The sequence below is a fragment of the Gimesia sp. genome (genome assembly GCF_048260065.1).
Taxonomy (GTDB): Bacteria; Planctomycetota; Planctomycetia; order Planctomycetales; family Planctomycetaceae; genus Gimesia.
The window spans coordinates 1-12,161 of the sequence record NZ_JBLXHC010000032.1 but is presented as its reverse complement, the minus strand read 5'-3'; the positions used below and the strand labels follow the sequence as shown (position 1 = coordinate 12,161).

Sequence of the window (12,161 nt, the reverse complement as noted above, 5' to 3'; positions counted from 1 at the left end):
AATTACATTAATCGCTCCAGAATGAATTACTGTAAGATCATACTGGCCTGAAACTTGCTCTAATAAAAATAGTGCGTGCGTTGGAACGCAGGTAGGATTGATATTGTGTGAGGATGAAAAAATGGCTATCAGACAAAACCGGCTTTTGATCACAAAAAGAGACTATGATAAACTTTCGCGACTTCTAAACAGTGAGTACACCCAGGCAATTGGAAACAAGCCATATTTAACCGGATTACGAAGTGATTTGGCTATGGCTGAAATTGTCGACTCAGAAGCTGTTAATCCGGATGTTGTGACCATGAACTCCAAGGTTATACTAGTTGATCTCGATACTGATGAAGATGAAATATATGTTCTGGTCTACCCGGATCAAGCGAATATTGCTAATGGAAGACTGTCGATTCTGACACCGATTGGAACAGCGATTCTTGGGTGTCGAGTGGGAGATCTGGTCAATGGGATCGCCAGCCGCATACAGATTAAAGAAATTTTGTATCAACCAGAGCGGCAGAAGATTGCTTTTAGGTAACAGGCACCAAGCGGTGCCTGTTACTCCCCTGTATGGTTTCGTTTGGAATCTCATTCAAGACTTGAAAATGAGAAGGTTCTTCCACTCATCTGTTTTCACAGTCCAGCTGATATCACGGTGTGATATCAATATGCAGAAAATCGGGTACCAGATAAAGTACCAGGAGAAACAGGAGTAAAGGAGTAATCCCCAGTAAAACAAGGATCAGTGTGCTTCTGAAGATCATGGATGACTCTGAGTAAGACGATACCCAATCGTCGAATGTTTTTTGGGGCACTGGGTCGGTACGAATACTGATTGTCTCATCAATCGCATGCAGTTTATGCGGGACTCGATTCCGGTGGAATCGAGTCTGTTTTGTCTCAGGGCGTGTAACGTGATTTGCTTTAATCAACATGTTCAGCACTCCTGTATCAGAGTCACCTTTTATAAAAGGTAAATTCAATCTGTTAACTGATACACGCAAATACTGGACCATTAAAATAATAGTTGATCTATTCTCCAACTAAGAAACTGCTTTGATTAAGTGTGAACTGATTACCAAAAGTACTGATCGACAGGCCCATGAAAATTATTGACAAACTGGATCTGTGTATCTATATCAGGTGAAAGATGTGTCGCTTATACATGTTTATGTGAAAAGTACAGATCCATGCAGCTTACCATGCAGACCGATTACGCTTTGCGGACATTAATGTACCTTGCGTCACGGGAGGAGCGAGTGACCGTGTCCGATGTTGCGAAACTGTTTGACATTTAGACTCATCATGTAGCCAAGGTTGTGAATCAACTATCGCGTCTAGGCTATATTCGTAGCGTGCGTGGTTTGGGTGGTGGGATCGAGTTGGCAATGTCTCTGGAAGAAATACGGTTGGGAGAATTGATTGAGCGTTTTGAGGGAAACCTGCATCTGTTGGAGTGTGTCGGTATTGACGACGTCTGCATCATCCAGCCGTTCTGTAAGCTGAAAGGAGTTTTAGCTGAAGCAGAGAGGATACAACTGGATTATCTTAACAGTGTTACCTTGGCTGATGTCGCGCCATCGCGACGACAGCTGAAAAGTATAACATGACTCAGAAAGGACTTTTCATGCTTAAAACAGGATCTGTTATCAGCCTCGCAGTGACGTTTCTGTTTATTTTTAATCTCAAGTCACCTGTCGATGATTCGCGGACTGAAAAGCAATCAGGGCCATTCGATTCATCAACGATAGACAGACAACGAACCCAGACCATGGTTGAGGAGGATAATTATCCCGCTGGTAGTGTTCCTGTTGAACTGTACGAACCTGATAAAGTGGCCAGGACCCAATATGAAAAACAGGGCGTTCAACGACTCAGATCCGGCAAGCCCTGTTACGAAGAAGTGATCATATAGGAGACAAACGCTGTCTTCGAGTGATGGCACCTGATTCGGTGGTGATGGAAAAACGGGTGATGTTTCCCTCCAATTCAAATCTGTTAAAGCAGATCAGCGTTCGGAGCAGTCGGTTATGAGTTACCAGTCAAGTGAACCTCTACATGTGGAAGTAGGGATGACTCAAATATTTTCAGGATTGCATGCACTCATTGATGCTGTGGGGGATGCTGTTATCTGCGTTGATCGGGAAGGACGGTTTGTCCTCTGGAATCAGGGAGCAGTAAGCCTGTTCGGTTATTCTTCTGATGAAGTATTGGGGGAGTCGCTGGATTTGATTATTCCACCAGAATCGCGTAAAGCACACTGGGAAGGATTTAATAACGCCATGCAATTGAACCAGACACGTCTCGGTAGCAATCTGATCCACGTTCCCATGCTGCGGAAAGATCAAAGCCGTTTTCCCGGTGCATTGACAGTAGGGGTTGTGAAAGGAAAAGACGACAGGATCGAGAATATCGGTGCAATAATTCGGGAAGAGTCTGCTTCTCGCAACGGTCAATCATGATTGCAAAGTGAGTGATTCAGACATAGGACTTTGAACCGTGGCGCAGCGGAAAAACTTCATCGAAATCAGCAGTATTTCAGATGCCAGTCAAGGAATGGCAAATGTTGACGTGACCGATGCGGTTTCTAAGTATGTTCAAAATCCGGTTTGCACGCCTGAGTCTGCTCATAGTTCAAGGTTCCGAATTCGAACCGTGCATGTAAATGAACTTCTCGCTGGAGAAGTCGAAAGTCTTGTCTGGTGTGAAGCATATAACCCACCCGGCAGTTTTCGAATCGATCTGTGGTGGTTTCCTGATATTACTCCAACCACTGATTTACGAAAATGGTATCTCTTATATCCTGAACGCTGGTATGAATTCCGACGGCGATATCGTAATCAGCTTGCTGCTCGGAGTTCAGTTTGCGAACAGCTGAGAATTCTAGCTTGCCAAACCGAGTTGACTTTGGTTTATCAGCGAGGCGCAATAAACCAGAATATGGCCGCTGTCATTGAGGAGCAGTTGATTCAATTGGAATGCCAGCATCGCTGGAATGAGGGGCTGATGATTGGTGGTTACACGTATCCGGTTCGAAATGAGATTATCGCACAGGGAGGTTTGTGGTTTACGAAGCACAAAACCTGGATGATGCCAGACCGGAAAAGCTGGGAATCCATCGTAGATATGTTGCCTGGTGATTTTTAAACCTCTGATGTTTTCAGAAATTCTTATTGTTTATAGATTGTGATTTCCAGTATGAATAAAAATAAACTGTTGTTATGTGTTTGTTTAGGCTTGTTGGGTTTCTACCAGGCGCAGTGCGGTCTTTCGCTGAATTTGCTGCAGGCTGAACCGCGGAAGGAAAAAAAGAAACCGGTTCATAAATATTTGCCGGCAACGGTGGATGAGGCCCGGATCAGGGCCCGAATACTTCATGAGACAATTCATGGTTCACTCCAGGTGATGCACCGGGATCTTTTTCGGGAAGACGAAAGTATCGCGATACCATCTCATTCACTGGAAGATGTTTTCAAGGAACTGGAACGTGGTCACGGAATAAAAATTCGCTGGCTGGCAGTCAATGCTAAAGCAATGAATATCGATAATGAAGCGAAAACAGATTTCGAGAAAGAGGCGGTTCGAATTCTATCCGACGGGAAACCCGAATATGATCAGCTGAAGGGAAACCGATTTTCCTATGCTGGGGCAATCCGACTACCATCCCAGTGCCTCAAATGTCATCTTCCCCAAAGGACGAGCAATAAACCTCGAATGGCTGGATTGGTTATTTCCATGTCCCTCAAACCGAAATCATAAGAGAAGTGAAAGTCTGCTTGTAGAATAAACCGGAAGTGAACGAGTAATAGTTCTGTAGTATCCGAATTCTCCAACTGTAAGGGAACCGTATAATCGTAACTGTGTGCAGAGGACAGACGGGATGTTTACAGAACTACAAGTTCTGCCAGCTACAGTAACTCAAATTCGCTCTGGCTCTGAAGCCAGAGAACTGTGTGATCTGATAGAGTTGTATTCTCTTCTCCAGCGTTTGGTCTGCACCTGGAATTTCCATTCGCTGGATTTGAAAAAAAAAAGACAAATTGACTGGAATGTGTACTCATCAGCTGTACCCGAATCATTGGATCAGATTAATACTGTATTTGGTTGTTCAAAAAAACGGCTTCCTTCTCAAGCTATAATGTATGATCTGATGGCCGACAAAGGCATGTGGGGGCACTACGAAAATTCATTGTTCCATATCCGTAGATTATTTTCCCGCCTTTGTTTGCAATCACCGGACGCGAAAATAATGCGACTTTGTCACTCCCGATGCAAGTTCCTGCACCTTGACTTGCCAGATGCCTGGATAATCGTTTTGGGCAATTTGCAGAGTTAACTTGAGCTGACCCTCAGCAGCTCCATAATAGCCACTGAATTCTGCTTTCCGACCTGTGGGGTCAGTGATCAATACATTGAGTGGCAACACAGCGGGAATCGGCTTGCCGGACGGCCCCACAACGGCGATTGCCAGCTGCATGCTATCGCTCAGCGTGACTTCCTCATCGCCAGTAATATTGACGTCAGCGATTGGTTCTGGAGTTAACAGGAAAATATTTCCAGCGCAAGGTCCGAGTTCTACTGGCCAGGTGAGGACACCATTCTCTCGTTCTGTCGTAACCTCACGTCGTGCGAGCAAATCATACACAAAGCCGACCTTGCGGCGTACCTTGAGAGTTCCTTTGCTGGGCAAACCATTTTCCATCACTAAGCCATGTTGACCAACATATGTGCCGAACTCACGACGATCGTTGACAACGAACAGATAGTCGCTGTCACCAGTTGATCGCGTGCGTGTCACAATTTCAAGTGCCGTGCATTCCGCATAAGGGCGGTAATGTTCTCCCAGGTCTTTGCGTAATTTCGCCGCATTAGCGAGAATTATTCTCTGGTCTTCGTCGGTCCGTTTCGTGCGGATGAACTTCGGAATCACGATAGTTGGCTTGATGGCTGGGGTCAGATTGGGGTCGCCAATGACGATACCCCCTTGCTGTTGAAAGTCCAGAATTTTCGCGACTACAGATTCGGTCAGTACGTCGCAATCGGAGAGGATAAGCACTTTATATTGATCCAACCCTTTTTTTAGCAGCGTCTGTTCATAAATCACTTCCGGCTGTATTTGAGCATGTAAAAGCGTGAGATAAGCTTCATCATAGGAATAGCCATAGCTACCCCGGCGCGCGAACATCTGAGAGGTAAAACTCTCCAGATAGGCTACGTCAGTCTGGCGATCCGGTACTTGCATCAAGGTTGGTCCAAGAGGAGGTAAAATCTCGCGATGAAGTCGGCGGAATTCGGTTTTCAAATCCGGTTGAGTGTATTTGTAAGCGTGTGTCCCGTCGGTTGGTACTAACGAAGACCAGCCATGATACATCAAACCTTTGACTGGCCTGGAGAGTTTTGTCCAAAACGAACCCCGTAAATGCATCGGAGCGATCGATATGTAGGCTGCATCCGGATCATGGTCATCAAATGGCGAGGAGATATATTCCTTGCCTGACTTTTTGGGTGCACTCGAAGATCGGTACCAGAATAATTGCGTCATTTTCATGACGTCTTGCTGGTGTCCGGAAGCCTCCGCCATCGCGAACAGTTCGTCACAGAAATAGCCGACACGCAAAGGCGATGGTTCGGTGTAGGTCCATTGGCTGAGTACATCGACCTGTCCCCCTGAGCCTCCAACGCTGGGAACGCGAATTGCCGGATCGAAAAACGACCAGATTCGTTCACGACCATCGGCCTGCAAACCGCGATGTAAAGCCGTGTGTAATGGGTTCCAACCATCGCCGACCGTCCAGAACCAGCGGTAAAATCGGAGTAAAGCATCATCATCGGGCAGCACACGATTTTTCGGGAAGCCAGGCAACGTTGACCATGCAGGGCCAATCTTGTCAACTACCGAGTGTGGAATTTCTTCCCCTGAATATTTCTGATACTGTTCGAAATCATATTCAGAAAAGCTGACATGCGTACTGTCGCGGACTTCACTATTGATTAATGCGGCAACGAAGGCGGGATGTTCGCCATACATCTCGCCAACGCTACGGCCAAAGTTTTCGGAGAACTCTGCCAGTCCCGGCAAGGCAGCATTGCAGTCAGAACGGGCATAAGTTTTTCCTTCACGGTCGACACGTGCCAACTCGGTTTTCTTTTTCAGAAAATAACCGGCATAAAGTGAAGCAGCGATTCCAAAATCGTTTGCCAGAGCTTTATCAAGCATTTCTCTCACTTTTTGCTGCTGGGCAGGCGTGTCAGCCGGGACGACATGTTTCGCCTCCCAAACAGCATACGGGGAGGGCGAAAATCCCAGGCAGTGATTAAAACCCAGTTCTTGCAGCCGCGACAATTCGCGATCAAATTCGGTTGGACTTGAGATTCCCCACATCAGAACCGGCATGCGGTGTGGCAAGGGTCGCGGCATGATCCTCAGCGTCTGCTCAGTGGTACTTGTCACCGGATTATCGCCAGTTGTTGTAACCGAGCCCTGAAGCACATAATCATCGGGTCTTAGAGATGTGTTAAATGGAATCAATGTAGAAAATGATTCGCCACCGGACAACTCTGGCAGTTTGATTGTCTCGTCGAGCCAGCCACTACTACTGACATTGAGTACAGATTGTCCGATTGATTCTCGCAATAAATTTTTTACTGTAACTCTGATTTCGGCTTTGGGTTCATTACGTCGCCAGACCGTGCGATTTACTGTGATAGATACTTTAAGCGGACAGTATTCGCGAACCCCTTTCGTGATACGGACCTCGTCGATGAACCCCGGAAAACCACCATAGTTACTACCAACCCGATCGCCAATACTCAAGTGATGAGCTCCAGCAGCTATGCCAAAACGTTGAGGGTGCTTGACACTGCCGGCAGAGGAACCGTTTCGATAGAAACGAACTGTCCCAGCACCATCATAGCTAAACGCGATGTGTTGCCATTTTCCTACCTCGAATCTCATCGGCTCGGTGCTGAAGTATTCGACCTCGTTGCCGAACCCCAGCACCACTGTCATTGACCGCAAGCCAGTTGAATCTGGTTGGGACAGATACCACTGATAATCGTTCTGTGAAGCATATCTTTTATCTATCAAATAGGTCAAACTTGCTTCAGCTAATTCCGGTTTGGGCTTGACCCACATTTCGATAGTGAATGAACCAGCCGGACTGAGGGCAGGGTGGTCTTGCACTACGAATGCACAATGTTTATCGGCGATCGGGTATCCTGGAAACGATTCAATGCCTCCGCCGAATTTACCCGACTCGACGGAGGTGGCTCCATCGAGTTGTCCTGTCAACTTCAGTGGACCAGAATCACGCTCGACAGCACTGGTATCAAATGACCAGTGTCCAATAACCTTCTCTCCTTGTGAGTCCTCGCCCGAGTATTGCGATTGCCATAATTCCGCCTGCTCTATTTCATCAGCCAGAACCCGACCGGGGATTTCAATAAGGCTGGTAACAAAGACAATTACCAGCAGCGCTATATAGCATACTTTCATCAGTAGTACTTTCAATATGAGGACTGTTCTTCGTTATCTTGACTTAGAGATATTACAGTAACAGCTGGAGCATATGCTAGTCGGTCTCAATCTTGACTGACGCGCCCCCCACGAATGACATCAGTCACACGACTTTGGATTCTGTTTCTGATCTTGCCTCCAACTCTGCACCAGTTGGAATGCGAGTGAACAAGGGTTTTCAGACCAGGCATACCTGGTCTGAAAACTTCGCAATCTACTGAGGCGTTCTGTTGACCCATGCACTGTTAGGATGCTGCTCGTTATAATCCGAAGACGTTTGGCCGCGATCATCACCCGCGTTGTTTTTCACTATGGATGGCGGGGGCGGCATCAACCCCGGCCTCACCTATGGGCGAACCGACGACTACTGCTACAACATTACAGAGAATCCTGTGCATGTTCACGACTTTCACGCCACGATCCTGCACTGCCTCGGCATCAACCATGAACGTCTCACCTACCGCTTCCAGGGGCGTGACTATCGTCTCACCGACGTGCATGGAAACGTGGTAAAAGATATTGTGAAGTGATGGCAGCATACCGGAAATTGCCGTCTACCCTGATTGAGATCATGTCATCGTTCAAGACAATTCACGAATGGGGTGTCCTGTATCGATGATGCTTGTGGGGCGTCTGGAGGCATCATTGAAGTGCGTATCCAGAGGAATCCCCAGCTTTTGATAGATTGTTGCCAGCAGATCCATCGGGGGCGTTTTACGTTCAACCACTCCACTACCAAATTTTTCACTGGCCCCGACGACGTGTCCTCCCTCAATTCCGTCTCCGGCAAACATCACTGTAAATTAATTCGATTAGTGATCCCACCCGGCATGGCCATTGATCATCGGAGTGCGACAAAATTCACCCGCACAAAAAATCAGCACGTCCTGCAGCATGCCACGCTGTTCCAGATCCTGAATCAGTGTGGCAATCGCACGGTCTAATGGGGGTAATTGTTCCTCGAGGCCTTTTTGAATCGCATCATGGTGATCCCAATATCCGGTGTTGATGGTTATTACCGGTTGGCCGTGCGCAGCGTGTGCTCTCCAACGGTGATATCATCTCGAAATCAATGTTCCACCCTGATAGAGATTTCGGGTGGCGATGAAGCCCTGCGCTTCGTTGCTTGAAGGATTTGAATATTCCCAGACGCGAAACCTGCTGGCGTTGGTCAACTGTCGTCAAGTAAAGATCAACGTAAGATTAATCAGAGGAACTGTCTGCCTGCATTACTTCACGTGGCAATAATAATTCCGAAGCAGCACGAGTGAAGTAAGGTGGTACCGTTAATAAGCGGATTGGCCCGGATGCCTGGTTGACCTTCCACAGTTTACCATCCTCTCCTGGAGGCACAGGTATGCTATAAAAATCCGCTTTTCGATTCTTTAACGAAAACTGTTCATTACCAGTTGGGTCCAGAATACTGCCTGTATTTCCCCCGTGAAAACCAATCACTTTCGTACCTTGGGGAACGTAAAAGAAGAGTGACCAGCGCCCTGATGTCACAATGGGTTCATCGAGACTGGATGGCATTACCATTAATTGTCCGGCTTTCCAGTTAACGCTCGTTCTGTCACCTCCGTCGGATACGGTAATGCGATACATGCCTGTTTCTCTGGCAGTCAATCTAACCGTGCGTGTTTTACCGTCGGGGGGGACAGATTGATCTTTCATCATGAACGTCTCTCGTTCTCCTGTCTGACTGGCCCCACCTATTTTCCAGAGTTCTATTTTTACGTTACCTCGATCTCGATAATGGGAGATTAACCCTCCCGTCACCTGTAATTCGATTGGCGTTGCAGTGTCTGACACAAAGGTATAAAAAGTCTGCACACCACGACCACTTTGTAAAACCCCTGGTTGCTGTTTCTCAAAGGTGAGCTTTTCAGCTGAAACAAGTTCGTCAGAGTAGGTGATGGGTTTGAAATCAAGTTCTGTGAGTGGGTATGCTGCGATCCCTTCCTCAAGAAATTGTTGTAATTCAATTTCTGAAAATGGTGTACTCTCCTTCCAGGGATTTTGCGGTTCCGGGACATGCCATTGGGCATTTTCCGGAATACTCACCTGCTTATCCCGATTGACGGCATCACGATAAACGGCCTTACTGTGTACGAGCATCGTTTTCCGCATGCGGTAAGCGTGACGAATCAATTGTTCAAAATTCAGCTGCCGTTGTGCGCCGGCTGCCTGGCGATATCGTTCATACAGATCTACGTAACGACAATAAAGGATCAGATCATTCAGCCGCGCATGAACTTCATGCGATGTGGCCAGTTTTTTTGCTTCAGCGAGGGCACGAAACATGCGACCATATTGGTCACTGACCACCAGATGTGAATGCGAGCCGTCCAGTTGATCGTAGAATTGAGTCATTGGCGCTTTGGCTTTTCCAAAGCAACTTGTTAAAAAATCGTCTGTTAACTGTTCTGTCTGTTGGGCTTCGTCAAGATTCCATAACATGCGTGCTGCCAGATAGTAACCCAGACCATTGGGCCCCCAGTTATCACTTGACTCGGCTGACATGAATTGGGCACCTTGCCGATGAAACTGAGGAATCGTCGATTTCAGATAATCAATTTTGCTTCCGCGGGCAAGACCGGGCATATCATGGTCCCAGGTATAGACACTGTAGTATTCACGGATACCGATCCTGGCTCCCTGTTTTGACCAGCCATCGATAACTTCGTCAATTGTATTGCCTCCACGCAGGAATCCGGTGGCCACGCTGATAATGACATTCGGATGGACTTTTATGGCAGGAGGCGGAGAATGATACGCGTACGCATACATGCCCACATATCTTTGCCGCGTATCACCGTCCGCCTTTGGCTGATTGATGGCTACCGCAACTTGATTGGCCAGAGTTAAAGCGCGATCACTGATACTGCCCATCTTTTGGCATGCCTCACATTCACACCAGCCCCCGCCATCACTGGGGTCGAGCGAAATACTGTCTGCCTCCAGATTTTCTTCAAAATATCGCAATGACGAGTCTACGATCAGTTTTTGCAATCCCGCATTGCTGATACAAAACTTTGCCTGGGAACGAACATCGCGGCGGCCATCAACTAATGCGTAATATTCAGGGTGTGCGTCAAATTCCGCCTGATTGTTTCTGATGAATTGCCCATAGGAATGGCCGGTTTTCAGCATCATTCCAGAAGTAGCACGGTTCCGCTGACACCAGCGCCTGTACGGTTCGGCTGCATAATCCCAGGGACCAAAACCATACCAGATGACTCGATTCTGATAATCGGGGGCATCCATGACATTGAGATTAATTTGTAACGTGTTCTGTCGTGGAATCACTTCCCAGTGCGAACCAGGAAAATACTGGCGATATCCAAGTCGATGGAGGAAGTCCCAGACCGCATGTTCGACGGCCAGGTCTGTAAGGCCGAGCAGGTAAATCCCCTTTTCATGGGAGCGAATACAATACTTTTCACGATCCTTTATCGTGAAATTGTTCCCATCCAGGTCAGGGGCGGCGTTCAGCCGTGGAAAATCGTTGAGTAAACCCACTGCCAGGCCAGTTGATCCGTCGCCGGTTTTCACTGAAAAAGGGGCTCCCGTGATTTTTGAAAGATAGTGAGCCAGATCATCGGCTGTTTTTTGTGTTCGCTCAGATGCTATTTCTGCGACTACGATCTGTATTTGGGCATTACCGTTCTCAGCGATCAAACAAGCAGCCTGCTTCCACTCCGCACGGAGCATCGAACAATAAAAAAAGACGACGATAAGAGACAAAAATCGTAGTGCCGGGACACTTTTCCATCTGGTCTGTTCAATCATGGGCGAATTGTAACTCAATAAAAAAGAGCTGTTGTTGAGTCGAATCAGTCTTTAAACATTCATACGAGGGAAGGTTGCGATAAAGTTTATTCCAGCGAACGTGGGAGAGCAGGGGATCTCCTTAATATCCTGACTGGTAAACTAAGTTTCTATTTCTATTGCAAGAGTGACTGTGCTGGAATGCAAAAATGGCGTCGAGATACCGACTGACTATAAGTCATGAAAACAGAATTTCGCCAGCAGCAGTAGTGAGTTTCATTTTATGATGTCCGTGCTGACCAGATCCTAATATATCGCAAGCCAAGGGCATTGGAAAATCAGTATTTGAGAGAATCCCCGATTCAAGCAGAGTTTCATTGCCTGATTGAGTTCAATGCCAAGGCCAAGGATAGCATTTAGCAGTTTGACTTTGCCCCCAACCTTGTACCAGTTGGAATGTTAGAAATCCAAGTTAAATTCATCCCTGGCGCGCCAGGGGTGAAGTTTTCGCCAACTCCACCGGGGGCTGATTTCCCAGTGAGCTGTGTGGGCGGTTTTCGTTGTAGTCCAGCCGCCACTGGTCAATTTGTTCCTGGGTATCTGCCAGGCTTAGAAACCAATGCTGGTTTAAACATTCCTGGCGAACCCGCCCGTTGAACGATTCAATATACGCATTGTCGGTCGGTTTTCCCAGTCGACTGAAATCCAGAGTCACTTTGTTGAAGTAAGCCCACCAGTCCAGACTCTTCGAAATGAACTCAGGGCCGTTATCCACACGGATTGACTGGGGACAGCCTCGAGCCGTTTTGACTCGATCCAGAGCTGTCACCACATCATCTCCAGTCAGCCGTGTTCCCACCTGAATGGCCAGACTCTCACG

At 47.3% G+C, this 12,161-nt stretch carries 9 protein-coding genes and 3 pseudogenes; 7 read left to right on the top strand and 5 right to left on the bottom strand.

The features are described 5' to 3' along the window. The first annotated feature begins 121 nt into the window (after positions 1–121). Positions 122–532: a GreA/GreB family elongation factor gene (locus ACN0YN_RS30100; RefSeq protein WP_417388584.1), complete on the top strand. Its 411-nt coding sequence runs from the start codon at positions 122–124 to the stop codon at positions 530–532. 112 nt (positions 533–644) lie between these two features. Here ACN0YN_RS30100 and ACN0YN_RS30095 read toward each other — a convergent pair whose 3' ends face one another. After that, positions 645–929 carry a hypothetical protein gene (locus tag ACN0YN_RS30095; RefSeq protein ID WP_417388583.1) on the bottom strand — a complete coding sequence of 95 codons (285 nt, stop codon included), beginning with the start codon at positions 927–929 and terminating at the stop codon, positions 645–647. 378 nt (positions 930–1,307) lie between these two features. On the opposite strand from ACN0YN_RS30095, the pseudogene ACN0YN_RS30090 reads away from it, so the two are divergent. From ACN0YN_RS30090 to ACN0YN_RS30070, 5 genes and pseudogenes are all read left to right on the top strand, one after another. Next, positions 1,308–1,604, top strand: a pseudogene (locus ACN0YN_RS30090) (RrF2 family transcriptional regulator); the annotation flags it as partial. After that, positions 1,601–1,909, top strand: a complete 309-nt coding sequence (locus tag ACN0YN_RS30085) for a hypothetical protein (RefSeq protein WP_417388582.1) — start codon at positions 1,601–1,603, stop codon at positions 1,907–1,909. The pseudogene ACN0YN_RS30090 and the gene ACN0YN_RS30085, both read left to right, overlap by 4 nt. 157 nt (positions 1,910–2,066) lie before the next feature. Then, a complete protein-coding gene (locus tag ACN0YN_RS30080) occupies positions 2,067–2,456 on the top strand; it encodes a PAS domain-containing protein (RefSeq protein WP_417388581.1) in 390 nt (129 codons plus the stop codon). Positions 2,457–2,550: 94 nt separating this feature from the next. Beyond that, positions 2,551–3,141 carry a DUF488 domain-containing protein gene (locus ACN0YN_RS30075; protein WP_417388601.1) on the top strand — a complete coding sequence of 197 codons (591 nt, stop codon included), beginning with the start codon at positions 2,551–2,553 and terminating at the stop codon, positions 3,139–3,141. Between the two features lie 51 nt (positions 3,142–3,192). Further along, positions 3,193–3,753, top strand: coding sequence for a c-type heme family protein (locus tag ACN0YN_RS30070; protein ID WP_417388580.1), 561 nt, complete (start codon positions 3,193–3,195; stop codon positions 3,751–3,753). 472 nt (positions 3,754–4,225) lie between these two features. Here ACN0YN_RS30070 and ACN0YN_RS30065 read toward each other — a convergent pair whose 3' ends face one another. After that, a complete protein-coding gene (locus ACN0YN_RS30065; protein ID WP_417388579.1) occupies positions 4,226–7,489 on the bottom strand; it encodes a LamG domain-containing protein in 3,264 nt (1,087 codons plus the stop codon). A 336-nt stretch (positions 7,490–7,825) separates the two neighbouring features. On the opposite strand from ACN0YN_RS30065, the pseudogene ACN0YN_RS30060 reads away from it, so the two are divergent. Beyond that, positions 7,826–8,040, top strand: a pseudogene (locus tag ACN0YN_RS30060) (DUF1501 domain-containing protein). Between the two features lie 51 nt (positions 8,041–8,091). On the opposite strand, the pseudogene ACN0YN_RS30055 reads toward ACN0YN_RS30060, so the two are convergent. The 3 genes and pseudogenes from ACN0YN_RS30055 to ACN0YN_RS30045 all read right to left on the bottom strand — a co-directional run. Then, positions 8,092–8,535: pseudogene (locus tag ACN0YN_RS30055) on the bottom strand (DUF1501 domain-containing protein); the annotation flags it as partial. Between the two features lie 178 nt (positions 8,536–8,713). Next, a complete protein-coding gene (locus tag ACN0YN_RS30050; protein ID WP_417388578.1) occupies positions 8,714–11,065 on the bottom strand; it encodes a DUF4838 domain-containing protein in 2,352 nt (783 codons plus the stop codon). Positions 11,066–11,759: 694 nt separating this feature from the next. Then, a partial coding sequence (locus ACN0YN_RS30045; RefSeq protein WP_417388577.1) for an integrase core domain-containing protein occupies positions 11,760–12,161 on the bottom strand: 402 nt, incomplete at its 5' end.

What these genes read in the sequence shown, in the direction of transcription:
- ACN0YN_RS30100 (WP_417388584.1), top strand. Translation starts at nt 122, where the DNA reads ATGGCTATCAGACAAAACCGGCTTTTGATCACAAAAAGAGACTATGAT.
- ACN0YN_RS30095 (WP_417388583.1), bottom strand. Translation starts at nt 929, where the DNA reads ATGTTGATTAAAGCAAATCACGTTACACGCCCTGAGACAAAACAGACT.
- ACN0YN_RS30085 (WP_417388582.1), top strand. Translation starts at nt 1,601, where the DNA reads ATGACTCAGAAAGGACTTTTCATGCTTAAAACAGGATCTGTTATCAGC.
- ACN0YN_RS30080 (WP_417388581.1), top strand. Translation starts at nt 2,067, where the DNA reads ATGACTCAAATATTTTCAGGATTGCATGCACTCATTGATGCTGTGGGG.
- ACN0YN_RS30075 (WP_417388601.1), top strand. Translation starts at nt 2,551, where the DNA reads ATGGCAAATGTTGACGTGACCGATGCGGTTTCTAAGTATGTTCAAAAT.
- ACN0YN_RS30070 (WP_417388580.1), top strand. Translation starts at nt 3,193, where the DNA reads ATGAATAAAAATAAACTGTTGTTATGTGTTTGTTTAGGCTTGTTGGGT.
- ACN0YN_RS30065 (WP_417388579.1), bottom strand. Translation starts at nt 7,489, where the DNA reads ATGAAAGTATGCTATATAGCGCTGCTGGTAATTGTCTTTGTTACCAGC.